Origin of the sequence: Enterobacter sp. HK169, from assembly GCF_001719105.1 — a bacterium.
GTDB lineage: Bacteria > Pseudomonadota > Gammaproteobacteria > Enterobacterales > Enterobacteriaceae > Enterobacter > Enterobacter asburiae_B.
Genome location: NZ_CP017087.1, coordinates 2,503,253 through 2,517,915 on the forward strand (window position 1 = coordinate 2,503,253; position 14,663 = coordinate 2,517,915).

Here is a 14,663-nt window from a genome sequence, read left to right on the forward strand (position 1 = left end):
AGCAAGTGGCGTCCCCTAGGGGATTCGAACCCCTGTTACCGCCGTGAAAGGGCGGTGTCCTGGGCCTCTAGACGAAGGGGACACTGAAGTCTCAATCGCAAGACGCCTTGCTATTTACTTTTCATCAGACAATCTGTGTGAGCACTACAAAGGCAGGTTCTTTAAGGTAAGGAGGTGATCCAACCGCAGGTTCCCCTACGGTTACCTTGTTACGACTTCACCCCAGTCATGAATCACAAAGTGGTAAGCGCCCTCCCGAAGGTTAAGCTACCTACTTCTTTTGCAACCCACTCCCATGGTGTGACGGGCGGTGTGTACAAGGCCCGGGAACGTATTCACCGTAGCATTCTGATCTACGATTACTAGCGATTCCGACTTCATGGAGTCGAGTTGCAGACTCCAATCCGGACTACGACGCACTTTATGAGGTCCGCTTGCTCTCGCGAGGTCGCTTCTCTTTGTATGCGCCATTGTAGCACGTGTGTAGCCCTACTCGTAAGGGCCATGATGACTTGACGTCATCCCCACCTTCCTCCAGTTTATCACTGGCAGTCTCCTTTGAGTTCCCGGCCTAACCGCTGGCAACAAAGGATAAGGGTTGCGCTCGTTGCGGGACTTAACCCAACATTTCACAACACGAGCTGACGACAGCCATGCAGCACCTGTCTCAGAGTTCCCGAAGGCACCAATCCATCTCTGGAAAGTTCTCTGGATGTCAAGAGTAGGTAAGGTTCTTCGCGTTGCATCGAATTAAACCACATGCTCCACCGCTTGTGCGGGCCCCCGTCAATTCATTTGAGTTTTAACCTTGCGGCCGTACTCCCCAGGCGGTCGACTTAACGCGTTAGCTCCGGAAGCCACGCCTCAAGGGCACAACCTCCAAGTCGACATCGTTTACGGCGTGGACTACCAGGGTATCTAATCCTGTTTGCTCCCCACGCTTTCGCACCTGAGCGTCAGTCTTTGTCCAGGGGGCCGCCTTCGCCACCGGTATTCCTCCAGATCTCTACGCATTTCACCGCTACACCTGGAATTCTACCCCCCTCTACAAGACTCTAGCCTGCCAGTTTCGAATGCAGTTCCCAGGTTGAGCCCGGGGATTTCACATCCGACTTGACAGACCGCCTGCGTGCGCTTTACGCCCAGTAATTCCGATTAACGCTTGCACCCTCCGTATTACCGCGGCTGCTGGCACGGAGTTAGCCGGTGCTTCTTCTGCGGGTAACGTCAATCGACAAGGTTATTAACCTTATCGCCTTCCTCCCCGCTGAAAGTACTTTACAACCCGAAGGCCTTCTTCATACACGCGGCATGGCTGCATCAGGCTTGCGCCCATTGTGCAATATTCCCCACTGCTGCCTCCCGTAGGAGTCTGGACCGTGTCTCAGTTCCAGTGTGGCTGGTCATCCTCTCAGACCAGCTAGGGATCGTCGCCTAGGTGAGCCGTTACCCCACCTACTAGCTAATCCCATCTGGGCACATCTGATGGCAAGAGGCCCGAAGGTCCCCCTCTTTGGTCTTGCGACGTTATGCGGTATTAGCTACCGTTTCCAGTAGTTATCCCCCTCCATCAGGCAGTTTCCCAGACATTACTCACCCGTCCGCCGCTCGCCGGCAAAGTAGCAAGCTACTTTCCGCTGCCGCTCGACTTGCATGTGTTAGGCCTGCCGCCAGCGTTCAATCTGAGCCATGATCAAACTCTTCAATTTAAGTTTGATGCTCGTGAATTAAACTTCGTAATGAATTACGTATGTTCACTCAGAGACTTGGCATTCATTTTTCGTCTTGCGACGTTAAGAATCCATGTCACTTTGAGTGCCCACACAGATTGTCTGATAAATTGTTAAAGAGCAGTGCAACGCGGCTTTCGCTCACCGTTGCGAGGTGGCGTATATTACGCTTTCCTCTTTCAGAGTCAACCCGTTATTTCAGAATTTTTCTCTTCAACCGAACCGCTTGCTGTGTGAAGTGATTCACATCCGCCGTGTCGATGGAGGCGCATTATAGGGATCCCATTTTTTAGCACAAGTATTTTTTAGATCTTTTTTTCCGACTGCTGATTTTCCGCGCTTTTCGCTGAAATCCCGCCCGATCTGCTTAAATATTGACGTATTTTGCCTTGTCGTGATCCATTAATATGATCAAAGTCTTCTGTATAGCGCTCATCGTTAGAGGTAGATATGCCCGCAGTATTACGTCCTTATAAAGATCTGTTCCCCCAAAAAGGCGATCGCGTGATGATCGATGCCAGCAGCGTGGTGATCGGCGATGTCCGAATGGCCGATGATGTCAGCATCTGGCCCCTCGTCGCCATCAGGGGAGATGTTAACTATGTGTCGATTGGCGCCCGTACCAATATTCAGGACGGCAGCGTTCTGCATGTCACGCACAAATCCTCCTATAACCCGGACGGTAATCCCCTCATCATTGGAGAAGAGGTTACCGTCGGCCATAAAGTGATGCTTCACGGCTGCACTATCGGGAATCGCGTACTTGTTGGCATGGGGTCGATTTTGCTGGATGGCGTCATAGTAGAAGATGACGTAATGATTGGTGCCGGTAGCCTGGTCCCGCAGAACAAACGGCTGGAGAGTGGCTATCTCTATCTGGGAAGCCCGGTAAAACAGATCCGCCCCCTGAAGGAGGCGGAGATCGAAGGATTAAAATACTCGGCGAACAACTACGTTAACTGGAAGAATGACTATTTGGATCAGGACAACCAAACCCAGCCCTGATCGTCTTCCTGCTGTTCGCGGATTAAATCGCTGGCTTCCTCTTCCAGATCCCAGCGATTTTCACAAAATATCGCTATCGGGTCTGAACCGCCAAAACGGCGCAACAGCGTCTCCCCATGAATGGCACAGGTAAGTTGCATCCCCTGCACCAGCACCGGAAAACAGACCGTTTGTTTAGTCTCATCCCAGTTCTCTCTGTCCGGGAAATGGATAGCCTGGTTCACGCCGAAAGCTCCTGCTTTAACTTTTCAATGACAGGTTCGACAGCTGGCAACACACCATGCCAGAGCAGCACCGCATGCGCGGCCTGCCCCACCAGCATTCCCAGTCCATCGGCTAACTGCTTCGCGCCGTGTTGTTCACACCAGTTAAGGAAAGGCGTTTTCCCTTTCTGATAAAACATGTCATAGAAGTACATATGCGCGCTGACCAGAGAAGCAGGAATTAACGGGATCTCGCCATTGATGCCGCTGGACGTGGCATTGATGACAAGATCGAACTCACGATCGTCAAGATCGTCAAGCGCTACCGCGCTCACGCTGCCGGTATGCTCAAACAACGCCGCCAGCGCTTCCGCGCGGGAAAAGGTTCTGTTGGTAATGGTCACCGCACAGTCCAGTGAAAGCAGAGGCAACAGTACTCCCCGCGATGCGCCACCCGCACCAATCAGCAGGACCCGAAACCCGGGCTTAATAAACGACAGTCGTTCCAGATCGCTAAGTAAACCAATTCCGTCGGTGTTGTCACCCAAAAGGCGCCCATCCTCAAGCCGTTTTAGGGTATTGACTGCACCAGCCAGTGAAGCGCGCTCGGTCAGTTCATCCGCACGTTCAAAGGCTTCCTCTTTAAAAGGAACCGTCACATTCGCGCCTTTACCGCCCGCGGCGAAAAAAGCCTCCAGCGTTGGAATAAATGCATCCACCGGGGCCAGTACGCGACCATAGGGATGATTTATCTGCAGCTGCTTCGCAAATTGCTGATGAATCAACGGTGACTTGCTGTGTGCAATCGGATTACCAAAAACAGCATAGGTTTCCATGAGATTACCCCTGGCGAAAACGTTCGCCGGTCAAGGCGTCGCGAATTTCAGACGGATTCAGGCGCCCTCCCGTTTCACCGACAGCGACTGGGAAGTCGTTCCCGAACTGCGCCAGTACTTCTTCGGTTGTCCGACAAGGTGGCAATCCGGTCAGGTTGGCACTAGTTGAGACCAGCGGTTTACCAAATGCCAGGCAAAGTTCAACCACCAGCGGATGGTCAGTTACGCGAACGGCGAGGGAATCAAAACGTCCGGTTAACCAGCGAGGCGTAGTCGGCTGCGCCGGGAAAACGAAGGTCACCGGGCCAGGCCACGCGGAGAAGATCGTCTCGCGCTGCGCTGGCGTCAGCATGGAGTCATCGATATAGGGTTTAAGCTGCTCATAATTCGCAGCGATCAAAATCAGCCCTTTCTCGACGGGTCTTTGTTTTAAGGCAAGCAGTCGGCTCACGGCCGTCTCGCTGTCAGGATCGCAACCGACTCCAAAAACAGCCTCAGTTGGATAGGCGATGACTTCTTCTTTTTTTAGTACGTCCACAGCATGCGCAATGGAGCCTGATGGCAGGTTATTATTCACTATTTTGATCCGCCGTAACCGGCTTTCCACATTGTTTACTGGCGCAGAAGCGTTTCATGCCTTGCGCGGTTTTCTTCTCTATAAGTAGCGGATAATTGCAATGATGGCAGGTTCCCGCTACCGGTTTAAAATTGATAACGAACTGGCATTCAGGGTAGCGATCGCACGAATGGAAAGTCTTACCATAACGGGAACGGCGCTGTACCAACTGACCGCGCTGACACTGAGGGCACGCAATTGCCGTTTCATCAGGCTTATCAATTTGTTCCGTATGCTCACATTCCGGGTAGCGGCTACATCCAATAAACATGCCGAATCGCCCCTGCCGCAGGGCTAATTCACCACCGCAGAGTGGGCAATACTGACCCTCCAGAATTTTAACTATATGTCCATCCGCCTGGCTTTTCAGGGGACGGACATAATCACATTCCGGATAGTGTGAACAACCGAGAAACGGGCCGTGTTTCCCGGACCGAATAACAAGTTCAGCCCCGCACTGCGGGCAGGGCTCGTTTTTATGCACCGTGAATAGTGCTGATTTGGCCATAACAACTCTTGGTGCTGCACATTGAATTAGTGCAGCATACCTTCATTCACTTCAAAGAGTAATTCTTCCATTTGCTGATAGGCGTTTTCACAGCCCGGGATATTAAACAGAACCATCAGGATCACCCACTTGAGATCTTCCAGTTCAAATTCTGCTGTATCCAGCGCCATGACGCGCTCTATCACCATTTCTCTCGTTTCGAGGTTCAGCACCTGAATCTGCTCAAGGAATAAGATGAACCCCCGGCAGCTGGCATCCAGCCTTTCACACTCTTCCGCAGTATAAATGCGTACTGACAATGGGTCAGAAGCAAGCTGCATCGGTTCGGCGAGGCCTTCCTGATAATCAGCCAGTTTTTCCAGCCACATCAACGCATTATAGATATCTTCCCGCTCAAACCCCGCATCGGTAAGATCCTGTGTCAATTTGTCCTGATCCACTCGCATTTCTGCTTCGTTATGGATGTAAGTCTCAAACAAATACATCAGTACGTCGAACATGGCATGCCCTCCTTAATCGGACATAGCCGCCGGGTACAGCTGCGATCCACCCTGCTAACTCCAGTTCGAGTAGCTGTGCTACCGTTACTGGCACAGGTTGGCCGGCACGTTCAGCGACAACGTCAACAGGTGTTACCTCATCTCCTACGTTAGCCAGGAGCTTGGGAAATGGCAATGCCACCTTTCCCTGATCTGATGAATATTGTCGCTTTTCGGGATCTTCCTGCAGCCATTGCAACCCATATTGCAAATTTTCAAGAATATCTCCTACTTCCGTTACCGGCGTTGCCCCTTGCTTAATCAACCAGTGGGGCCCCTCGCATCCGGGATTACCTATCGGTCCAGGCAAGGCGAAGACTTCTCTTCCCTGTTCGAGCGCGCATCGCGCCGTGACCAGTGAACCGCTTCGGCGTGCCGCTTCAACCACCAGCACGCCTTTGCTAAGCCCGCTGATAATCCGATTCCGACGCGGAAAGTTTGCCGGCCTGGGCTGTGCGGAAAGCGGAAACTCAGAAACTATCGCGCCGTCAGATTCAATAAGCCGCATCGCCAGTGCCTGATGCCGGCGTGGATAAATGCTAAAAAGACCGTTCCCCAGCACCGCTACGCTTCGTCCCTTAACTGACAGCGCCGCGCTATGGGCTACGCCGTCAATACCGCAGGCCAGCCCGCTGGTAATCGTGAAACCGCTTTGCGACAGTTGTTCGCACAGGATTTTCCCCCATCGCTCGCCGTACCATGACGGCGCACGGCTGCCTACCACCGCCAGCTGAACGGTATTGAGCGCCTCAGGATTACCTTTTACGAATAACGCCCCGGGATAATCAGGGATCGTGCGGAGCAAAGGGGGATATAGGGGATGGTTGGGCGTTAATAAATGATGTCCCGGCTGCTCAAGCCACACAAGGCTACGTTCCAGCTCGCTCTTATCGAGTGCAAAGAACCGTTCAGCCTGCTTTGCTGTCAGCCCGGCGTTTCTGGCAACGAGCACGTTGAGATGTTCCAGCTTCTGCAGTCGCGCAGCCGCTTCCAGCATTACATCACCACACAGAGGCCCAGTGTGTACTAGCCGTAGCCATATCTCGGTAGACGTCATCCTTTCCCCTGCCATAAGCGGCCTCCGCAATCATTGCGATTGGTCACTGATGCTGTCAATCGATGGGGGATTTGTCTAGAATAGAGAGAGTATTCTTATCAACTCCTGAACACGACTCTGGAAATTTATGGCAGTTTTGCAAGTGTTACATATTCCGGACGAGCGCCTTCGCATCGTCGCTGAACCGGTCAAAGAAGTGAATGCAGAAATCCAGCGTATCGTTGATGATATGTTCGATACCATGTACGCCGAAGAAGGTATTGGCCTGGCGGCGACGCAGGTGGATATTCATAAGCGTATTATCGTGATTGATGTTTCCGAAAATCGCGATGAGCGTCTGGTGCTGATCAACCCTGAGCTGCTCGAAAAGAGTGGCGAAACCGGTATTGAGGAAGGCTGTCTGTCCATTCCTGAACAGCGCGCTTTAGTACCGCGTGCCGAAAAGGTGAAAATTCGCGCTCTGGATCGTGACGGTAACCCGTTCGAACTGGAAGCAGACGACCTGCTGGCGATTTGTATTCAGCATGAGATGGACCACCTGGTCGGTAAACTGTTTATCGATTATCTCTCGCCGCTGAAACAGCAGCGTATTCGTCAAAAAGTAGAGAAACTGGATCGTTTGCGTTCTCGCGCATAACGTCCCCCCGGATACAAGGATCATCGTGTCTAAAACACTACGTATTATCTTCGCGGGAACCCCTGATTTTGCAGCGCGTCATCTTGACGCGCTGTTATCGTCTGGTCACCAGGTTGTTGGCGTCTTTACCCAGCCGGACCGTCCGGCAGGTCGCGGCAAAAAACTGATGCCGAGCCCGGTAAAGGTGCTGGCAGAAGAACATGGGCTACCCGTATTTCAGCCCGCATCGTTGCGCCCACCGGAAAATCAGCAGCTGGTTGCCGACCTGAATGCCGACGTAATGGTAGTGGTGGCTTATGGTTTAATTCTGCCAAAAGCTGTGCTTGATATGCCCCGCCTGGGTTGCATCAACGTGCATGGGTCTTTGCTCCCGCGCTGGCGTGGTGCTGCACCTATCCAGCGCTCGCTGTGGGCTGGTGATGCCGAAACGGGCGTTACCATCATGAAGATGGACGTAGGTTTAGACACCGGCGATATGCTGTATAAACTGGCGTGCCCCATAACGTCAGACGATACCAGCGCTACGCTGTATGACAAACTGGCAGACCTTGGCCCACAAGGGCTTATCGAGACGCTCCAGCAGCTTGCTGACAATACGGCGAAACCGGAAGTTCAGGATGACGCGCTGGTGACTTATGCCGAAAAACTGAGCAAAGAAGAAGCGCGTATCGACTGGTCCCTGTCAGCCGCGCAGCTTGAACGCTGCATTCGCGCTTTTAATCCGTGGCCGATGAGCTGGATGGAGATTGATGAGCAGCCGGTGAAAGTCTGGAAAGCCTCCGTCATTAGCGGTACTACCACGGCTGAACCCGGTACGATTATTGACGCCAACAAGAACGGAATTCAGGTGGCGACTGGGCAAGGGATCCTGAATCTTGAATCGCTACAACCGGCCGGCAAGAAGGCCATGAGCGCTCAGGATCTGTTAAATTCCCGTCGCGAATGGTTTATTCCGGGCAATCGTCTTGCCTGAGCAAATCTATCCTTAAGGCCCGGTGTTCCGGGCATTTTTATTTTTACGGTTATGAAAAAACAAAATCTACGCAGTATGGCGGCTCAGGCCGTTGAGCAGGTTATCGAGCAGGGCCAGTCACTAAGTAACGTCCTGCCTCCCCTGCAACAAAAAGTATCTGATAAAGACAAAGCCCTGCTTCAGGAGCTCTGCTTTGGCGTTCTGCGCACGCTTTCTCAGCTTGAGTGGCTGATTAACAAGCTGATGTCACGCCCAATGACAGGCAAGCAGCGCACCGTACACTATTTGATTATGGTGGGCTTTTATCAGCTTCTTCATACCCGCATCCCACCTCATGCCGCGCTGGCTGAGACGGTTGAAGGCGCTGTTGCGATTAAACGCCCTCAGCTGAAAGGGCTGATCAACGGCGTACTGCGTCAGTTCCAGAGACAGCAGGAAGAGCTTCTGGCTGAATTTACCCAAAGCGAAACACGTTTCCTGCACCCGGACTGGCTGTTGAAGCGCCTGAAAAAAGCTTATCCACAGCAGTGGCAGGAGATTGCCGATGCCAACAACCAGCGCCCGCCAATGTGGTTACGCGTGAATCGTAATCACCACAACCGTGACGCATGGCTGAGCTTGCTCGAAGAAGCTGGAATGAGTGGATTCCCGCATGAAGCCTATCCGGATGCCGTACGCTTAGCCTCACCTGCACCGGTACATGCATTACCCGGTTTTGATGAAGGTTGGGTAACCGTACAGGATGCCTCGGCGCAGGGTTGCATGACCTGGCTTGAACCCAAAAATGGTGAGCAGATCCTCGATCTTTGCGCCGCACCTGGGGGCAAAACGACGCATATTCTGGAAGTGGCTCCGCAGGCCAGCGTGATGGCCGTGGACGTCGATGAACAGCGTCTCTCACGCGTCTACGACAACCTCAAGCGTCTCGGCATGAAGGCTCAGGTTAAGCAGGGCGATGGGCGCAAACCCGCAGAGTGGTGTGGTGAAACCCAGTTCGATCGCATTTTGCTGGACGCCCCCTGCTCTGCAACCGGTGTTATTCGTCGTCATCCGGACATCAAGTGGCTACGCCGCGATCGTGATATTAAGGAACTTGCCCAACTGCAATCCGACATTCTCGACGCCATTTGGCCGCATCTTAAATCTGGCGGAACGCTGGTCTATGCGACCTGCTCCGTACTGCCGGAAGAAAACAGCCAGCAAATCGCGGCCTTCCTTAAACGTACGCCGGACGCCGCGCTGAGCGATACGGGAACGCCTGAATGCCCGGGTCTGCAGAACCTGCCGGGTGCTGAAGAGGGCGATGGCTTCTTTTACGCTAAGCTAATCAAAGAGTGATGTTGAGAACAGGTCACGAGATATGAAGATTATCATTCTGGGTGCAGGACAGGTGGGCGGAACGCTGGCGGAAAACCTGGTTGGCGAAAACAATGACATCACAATTGTTGATACCAACGGCGATCGTCTGCGTGTCTTACAGGACAAGTTTGACCTGCGCGTGGTGCAGGGTCATGGTTCGCACCCACGCGTTCTTCGTGAGGCGGGCGCCGACGATGCCGACATGCTGGTTGCGGTAACCAGTTCGGACGAAACCAATATGGTGGCCTGTCAGGTGGCCTACTCGCTTTTCAACACGCCAAACCGAATTGCGCGCATTCGCTCTCCGGACTATGTTCGCGATGCTGAAAAACTGTTTAATTCCGAAGCGGTCCCCATTGACCACCTCATCGCGCCAGAACAGCTGGTTATCGACAATATCTATCGCCTGATCGAATATCCGGGCGCCCTGCAGGTAGTGAACTTTGCCGAGGGCAAAGTGAGCCTGGCAGTAGTTAAGGCCTATTACGGCGGACCATTGATCGGCAATGCGCTTTCCACCATGCGCGAGCACATGCCGCATATCGATACGCGCGTCGCAGCCATTTTCCGTCACGACAGGCCAATTCGCCCGCAAGGCTCCACGATTGTCGAAGCCGGTGATGAGGTCTTCTTTATTGCGGCCTCACAGCATATTCGTGCGGTGATGAGTGAACTTCAGCGTCTCGAAAAACCCTATAAGCGCATTATGCTGGTCGGCGGCGGCAATATCGGTGCCGGCCTGGCACATCGGCTGGAAAAAGATTACAGCGTGAAGTTGATCGAGCGCGATCAACAGCGTGCTGCTGAACTAGCGGAAAAACTGCAAAATACGATCGTATTTTATGGTGATGCGTCGGATCAGGAGTTGCTGGCTGAAGAGCATATTGATCAGGTTGATCTCTTTATTGCCGTCACCAACGACGACGAGGCGAATATAATGTCCGCCATGCTCGCGAAGCGCATGGGGGCTAAAAAAGTCATGGTGCTTATCCAGCGTAAGGCGTATGTCGATCTGGTTCAGGGCAGCGTTATTGATATTGCCATTTCCCCTCAGCAGGCGACAATTTCCGCTCTCCTGAGCCATGTTCGTAAAGCGGATATTGTCGGTGTGTCATCGCTTCGCCGTGGCGTAGCGGAAGCTATTGAAGCCGTGGCTCATGGAGATGAAACGACGTCGCGCGTCGTCGGCCGTTCGATCGACGAAATTAAACTGCCGCCAGGCACGATTATCGGCGCCGTTGTGCGCGGGAATGATGTCATGATTGCCAATGATAATTTACGAATTGAGCAAGGCGATCACGTTATTATGTTCCTTACCGATAAAAAGTTTATTACCGACGTCGAACGTTTATTCCAGCCAAGTCCATTCTTCCTTTAAAGAATTGGGTGCTCGAGTAAGAGCACCCTTACTTTATCCTTCTCATTTCTGTGCCTTTTATTTTTCATAATGTTTAATTATCCCGAATGGCAATTGGCTAATCATTTGTTAAACTTAAACTCGTCAGCTGGCACAAGGAGAGAACAATGAGTTTTATTAAAGAATTTCGCGAATTTGCGATGCGCGGGAACGTGGTAGATTTGGCAGTGGGTGTCATTATTGGTGCGGCATTCGGCAAGATTGTTTCATCATTAGTGGCCGACATTATCATGCCACCTTTAGGGTTGTTAATCGGCGGCATTGATTTCAAACAGTTCGCTTTCACGCTGCGTGAAGCGCAGGGTGATGTTCCGGCAGTAGTGATGCACTACGGCGTATTTATTCAGAACGTATTTGATTTTGTGATTGTCGCGTTTGCCATATTTATGGCCATCAAGCTGATCAACAGGCTCAACCGTAAAAAAGAAGAGCCGGCTGCAGCACCTGCGCCAACGAAAGAAGAAGTGCTGTTGAGTGAGATCCGCGATCTGTTAAAAGAGCAAAATAACCGCGTCTAATCAACAGATAAAAGCAGGAAGGCCAGTGGTAAATAAGCGATTCGCTTGCTTGCCACTGGCCTCCCAGTTACACCGTTTTTCATGTTTGTCTTTACGCAGATAACTTCCTTTCCCTTTTTTATTCTTCTCAACGCGCTGCCTGAATAACGGGTCGTGAAGTAACGCCTCAATGGCATTGTCCTTAATTTGTCCTTTCGTGTGCTGATAGCGGCTCATAATGTCTCCAGAGCAGGGTTTATGACGAAGCGAGTCTAGACCCGGTTGAACTAAAAATCAACAGCCCTGCGTTTCTCCACTCGCTCCCTGTTCAAGGGCTTCGAGAATTGAACAGTAAATGCTGCTGTGGGCCGTACCGCAGCAGGCATCGTTCAGCCTTTGCAGAGAGCGCTGCATGGTTTGCAGTTCCTGTATACGCGCTTCAACTTCATCCAGCCGGGCCTGCACGATGCTTTTAGATTCCTGGCAGGTGTGATGTTCCGGATCGATGCGGATCGATAATAACTCGCGGATCGAATCCAGTGTAAAACCGAGCTGACGCGCATAACGAATAAACCGCAGGCGCTGCAGATCGTTATCGGTATAAAGGCGAAAGCCCCCTTCAGTCCGAACTTCATGATCGATCATCTGCTGCTTTTCGTAATATCGGATGGTATCCGGCGTGACGTTCGCAAGCTTCGCAAGTTCACCGATACGGTACATAACTACTCCTCGTTTATTTTCTGCATCAATCTTTCACCGTATTCACCGCGCAGAAAATCAGTGTTCATACCAGCCTGGCGCAGCTTGAGTTCAAGCAGGGCGAGGCGGCGGCTAAGTTCAGAATGTCGTGGATCGTCATAGCGGATCCCTTTGAGAAGATCGGCCAGTTCAACAGCCTCTCTGCGCTGTTCGAGCTCCGGGGGGAGACAGCCCGCATTTTTCAGTAAACGGTAACCAGCCCGTAGTTCAGGCGCGATGTGCGAGTCATCGTCAAGCGCAAGGCGTTCGCCGCTCCCCGGGAGATCGTCGAATTCACCTTTTTTTTGGGCATCGCGAATATGGCGTTCTGCCCACTGGTCGAGCAACCACATTACCAGCTCCAGGAGATGAACAGAATTGATACAGACATTGTAGAGAAGTGGGGATATCGCGGATATAAAAAAACCCGCCGGAGCGGGTTTTTTTACGTTACTGCAGATTACTCTGCAGCAGCTTCTGCTTTCTCTGAACGATCAACCAGCTCGATGTAAGCCATCGGCGCGTTGTCGCCTGCACGGAAACCACACTTCAGAATGCGAGTGTAACCACCGGCACGGCTCGCGAAACGCGGGCCCAGTTCGTTAAACAGTTTTGCCACGATCTCGTTATCACGAGTACGGGCGAATGCCAGACGACGATTAGCAACGCTGTCAGTCTTGGCAAGAGTAATCAGCGGCTCAACTACGCGACGCAGCTCTTTCGCTTTAGGCAGGGTCGTCTTGATGATCTCATGACGAACCAGTGAACCTGCCATGTTGCGGAACATAGCCTGGCGATGGCTGCTGTTGCGGTTCAGTTGACGACCACTCTTACGATGGCGCATGACCTTATCCTTCTCAGTAAAACCTTAACCTGTGATCCGGTTACTCGTCAGCAATGCTTGCTGGTGGCCAGTTTTCCAGGCGCATGCCCAGAGACAGACCACGTGAAGCCAGCACGTCTTTAATCTCGGTAAGAGATTTTTTACCCAGGTTCGGCGTTTTCAGCAACTCAACCTCGGTACGCTGTACCAGATCACCGATATAGTGGATAGCTTCTGCCTTGAGGCAGTTAGCAGAGCGGACAGTCAATTCGAGATCGTCAACAGGGCGCAGCAGGATCGGATCGAATTCTGGTTTCTCTTCTTTCACTTCCGGCTGACGTACATCACGTAAGTCAACGAAAGCTTCCAGTTGTTCTGCCAGGATGGTCGCCGCACGACGAATCGCCTCTTCAGGATCGATTGTGCCGTTGGTTTCCATTTCGATGACCAGCTTGTCCAGGTCGGTACGCTGTTCTACACGCGCTGCTTCAACATTGTAGGCAATACGCTCTACAGGGCTATAGCATGCGTCGACCAGCAGACGGCCGATTGGGCGCTCATCTTCTTCCGAATGAATTCGGGCAGAAGCCGGCACATAACCACGACCGCGCTGAACTTTGATACGCATGCTAATAGCTGCGTTCTCATCGGTCAGGTGGCAGATCACGTGCTGCGGCTTGACGATTTCAACATCACCGTCGTGGGTGATGTCGGCTGCAGTCACAGGGCCAATGCCAGATTTATTCAGAGTAAGAATAACTTCATCTTTACCCTGAACTCTCACCGCCAGCCCTTTCAGGTTGAGCAGGATTTCAAGGATATCTTCCTGAACGCCTTCTTTGGTGCTGTACTCATGAAGTACACCATCAATCTCAACCTCGGTCACCGCGCAACCCGGCATCGATGAGAGCAGAATACGGCGCAGTGCGTTACCCAGAGTATGGCCAAAGCCACGCTCTAAAGGCTCAAGGGTCACCTTGGCGTGCGTCGAACTCACTTGCTCGATATCTACCAGGCGCGGTTTTAGAAACTCTGTCACAGAACCCTGCATTGTGTCCTCTCTTTGGTACTAAGCTTTACTTGGAGTAAAGCTCGACGATCAGGTGTTCGTTAATGTCCGCAGACAGATCAGAACGTTCTGGCTGACGCTTGAACGTACCTTCCATCTTGCCAGCATCAACTTCCAGCCAGGTTGGCTTTTCACGCTGCTCAGCCAGCTCCAGAGCGGCCTTCACGCGAGATTGCTTTTTCGCTTTCTCACGAATGCTAACAACGTCATTCGCTTTAACCTGATAAGAAGCGATGTTAACAACACGACCGTTTACCATGATTGCTTTGTGGCTAACCAGCTGACGTGATTCAGCACGAGTAGCGCCGAAGCCCATACGGTATACAACGTTGTCCAGACGACCTTCCAGCAGAGCCAGCAGGTTTTCACCTGTGTTGCCTTTCAGACGTGCTGCTTCTTTATAGTAGTTACGGAACTGACGCTCCAGCACACCGTACATACGGCGAACTTTTTGCTTTTCACGCAACTGCACACCATAGTCAGACAGACGCGGTTTACGCGCACCGTGCTGGCCAGGAGCTTGTTCAATTTTACACTTGGTATCGATCGCGCGAACGCCAGACTTAAGGAATAAGTCGGTGCCCTCACGACGGCTCAGCTTGAGCTTAGGACCCAAATATCTTGCCATTTTCTATCTCCAACTAACCTAAAAAACG

18 protein-coding genes, 1 tRNA gene and 1 rRNA gene are annotated in these 14,663 nt (G+C 52.2%); 6 read left to right on the top strand and 14 right to left on the bottom strand.

Annotated features, from left to right (window positions below; genetic code table 11):
• Window positions 1–6 precede the first annotated feature (6 nt).
• Window positions 7–82: transfer RNA gene (locus EnteroDNA1_RS11840), tRNA-Glu, on the bottom strand.
• Between the two features lie 85 nt (window positions 83–167).
• Window positions 168–1,709: ribosomal RNA gene (locus EnteroDNA1_RS11845) — 16S ribosomal RNA — on the bottom strand.
• Between the two features lie 471 nt (window positions 1,710–2,180).
• Between EnteroDNA1_RS11845 and EnteroDNA1_RS11855 the strand changes: the two genes are divergently transcribed.
• Complete coding sequence (locus EnteroDNA1_RS11855; RefSeq protein ID WP_058841964.1) at window positions 2,181–2,735, top strand: gamma carbonic anhydrase family protein; 555 nt, start codon at window positions 2,181–2,183, stop codon at window positions 2,733–2,735.
• On the opposite strand, the gene EnteroDNA1_RS11860 is transcribed toward EnteroDNA1_RS11855, so the two are convergent.
• Genes EnteroDNA1_RS11860 through dprA form a run of 6 tightly spaced genes read right to left on the bottom strand, consistent with a single transcriptional unit; the run spans window position 2,711 to window position 6,494 of the window.
• Complete coding sequence (locus EnteroDNA1_RS11860; RefSeq protein ID WP_064673108.1) at window positions 2,711–2,959, bottom strand: DUF1488 domain-containing protein; 249 nt, start codon at window positions 2,957–2,959, stop codon at window positions 2,711–2,713. The genes EnteroDNA1_RS11855 and EnteroDNA1_RS11860 overlap by 25 nt on opposite strands.
• Window positions 2,956–3,774 (bottom strand): shikimate dehydrogenase, encoded by an 819-nt coding sequence (gene aroE / locus EnteroDNA1_RS11865; RefSeq protein WP_064673109.1) that lies wholly within the window; start codon window positions 3,772–3,774, stop codon window positions 2,956–2,958. Before aroE ends, EnteroDNA1_RS11860 begins: the two co-directional genes overlap by 4 nt.
• 4 nt (window positions 3,775–3,778) lie before the next feature.
• The gene (gene tsaC / locus EnteroDNA1_RS11870; RefSeq protein ID WP_033146781.1) at window positions 3,779–4,351 is read right to left on the bottom strand and encodes an L-threonylcarbamoyladenylate synthase type 1 TsaC; all 573 of its coding nucleotides are present in this window, start codon (window positions 4,349–4,351) and stop codon (window positions 3,779–3,781) included.
• Window positions 4,344–4,898 carry a DNA topoisomerase family protein gene (locus tag EnteroDNA1_RS11875; protein WP_064673110.1) on the bottom strand — a complete coding sequence of 185 codons (555 nt, stop codon included), beginning with the start codon at window positions 4,896–4,898 and terminating at the stop codon, window positions 4,344–4,346. The genes tsaC and EnteroDNA1_RS11875 overlap by 8 nt, the downstream gene beginning before the upstream one ends.
• Window positions 4,899–4,924: 26 nt before the next feature.
• Window positions 4,925–5,398 (bottom strand): DUF494 family protein Smg, encoded by a 474-nt coding sequence (gene smg, locus EnteroDNA1_RS11880; RefSeq protein WP_008503477.1) that lies wholly within the window; start codon window positions 5,396–5,398, stop codon window positions 4,925–4,927.
• Window positions 5,370–6,494 carry a DNA-protecting protein DprA gene (gene dprA / locus EnteroDNA1_RS11885; protein WP_064673114.1) on the bottom strand — a complete coding sequence of 375 codons (1,125 nt, stop codon included), beginning with the start codon at window positions 6,492–6,494 and terminating at the stop codon, window positions 5,370–5,372. The genes smg and dprA overlap by 29 nt, the downstream gene beginning before the upstream one ends.
• 127 nt (window positions 6,495–6,621) lie before the next feature.
• On the opposite strand from dprA, the gene def reads away from it, so the two are divergent.
• The 5 genes from def to mscL all read left to right on the top strand — a co-directional run bounded on the left by def (window position 6,622) and on the right by mscL (window position 11,398).
• Window positions 6,622–7,131 carry a peptide deformylase gene (gene def / locus EnteroDNA1_RS11890; RefSeq protein ID WP_006812188.1) on the top strand — a complete coding sequence of 170 codons (510 nt, stop codon included), beginning with the start codon at window positions 6,622–6,624 and terminating at the stop codon, window positions 7,129–7,131.
• Window positions 7,132–7,156: 25 nt separating this feature from the next.
• Complete coding sequence (gene fmt / locus EnteroDNA1_RS11895) at window positions 7,157–8,104, top strand: methionyl-tRNA formyltransferase (protein ID WP_047059615.1); 948 nt, start codon at window positions 7,157–7,159, stop codon at window positions 8,102–8,104.
• Window positions 8,105–8,155: 51 nt separating this feature from the next.
• Window positions 8,156–9,442, top strand: coding sequence for a 16S rRNA (cytosine(967)-C(5))-methyltransferase RsmB (rsmB, locus tag EnteroDNA1_RS11900; protein ID WP_064673111.1), 1,287 nt, complete (start codon window positions 8,156–8,158; stop codon window positions 9,440–9,442).
• A 22-nt stretch (window positions 9,443–9,464) separates the two neighbouring features.
• Complete coding sequence (gene trkA / locus EnteroDNA1_RS11905) at window positions 9,465–10,841, top strand: Trk system potassium transporter TrkA (protein WP_008503482.1); 1,377 nt, start codon at window positions 9,465–9,467, stop codon at window positions 10,839–10,841.
• Between the two features lie 146 nt (window positions 10,842–10,987).
• Window positions 10,988–11,398 (top strand): large-conductance mechanosensitive channel protein MscL, encoded by a 411-nt coding sequence (mscL, locus tag EnteroDNA1_RS11910; RefSeq protein WP_023309449.1) that lies wholly within the window; start codon window positions 10,988–10,990, stop codon window positions 11,396–11,398.
• On the opposite strand, the gene EnteroDNA1_RS11915 is transcribed toward mscL, so the two are convergent.
• From EnteroDNA1_RS11915 to rpsD, 6 genes are all read right to left on the bottom strand, one after another.
• Window positions 11,399–11,614 carry an alternative ribosome-rescue factor A gene (locus tag EnteroDNA1_RS11915; RefSeq protein ID WP_069303359.1) on the bottom strand — a complete coding sequence of 72 codons (216 nt, stop codon included), beginning with the start codon at window positions 11,612–11,614 and terminating at the stop codon, window positions 11,399–11,401. It lies immediately after the preceding gene.
• Window positions 11,615–11,671: 57 nt separating this feature from the next.
• The gene (gene zntR / locus EnteroDNA1_RS11920) at window positions 11,672–12,097 is read right to left on the bottom strand and encodes a Zn(2+)-responsive transcriptional regulator (RefSeq protein ID WP_029740638.1); all 426 of its coding nucleotides are present in this window, start codon (window positions 12,095–12,097) and stop codon (window positions 11,672–11,674) included.
• Between the two features lie 2 nt (window positions 12,098–12,099).
• Window positions 12,100–12,468 (bottom strand): DUF1992 domain-containing protein, encoded by a 369-nt coding sequence (locus tag EnteroDNA1_RS11925; RefSeq protein WP_064673112.1) that lies wholly within the window; start codon window positions 12,466–12,468, stop codon window positions 12,100–12,102.
• Between the two features lie 107 nt (window positions 12,469–12,575).
• On the bottom strand, window positions 12,576–12,959 hold the full coding sequence (rplQ, locus tag EnteroDNA1_RS11930; RefSeq protein WP_001216368.1) for a 50S ribosomal protein L17: 384 nt from the start codon (window positions 12,957–12,959) through the stop codon (window positions 12,576–12,578).
• A gap of 40 nt (window positions 12,960–12,999) precedes the next feature.
• On the bottom strand, window positions 13,000–13,989 hold the full coding sequence (locus EnteroDNA1_RS11935) for a DNA-directed RNA polymerase subunit alpha (RefSeq protein ID WP_002919219.1): 990 nt from the start codon (window positions 13,987–13,989) through the stop codon (window positions 13,000–13,002).
• Window positions 13,990–14,014: 25 nt separating this feature from the next.
• Window positions 14,015–14,635 (bottom strand): 30S ribosomal protein S4, encoded by a 621-nt coding sequence (rpsD, locus tag EnteroDNA1_RS11940; RefSeq protein ID WP_004868345.1) that lies wholly within the window; start codon window positions 14,633–14,635, stop codon window positions 14,015–14,017.
• Window positions 14,636–14,663: the final 28 nt, after the last annotated feature.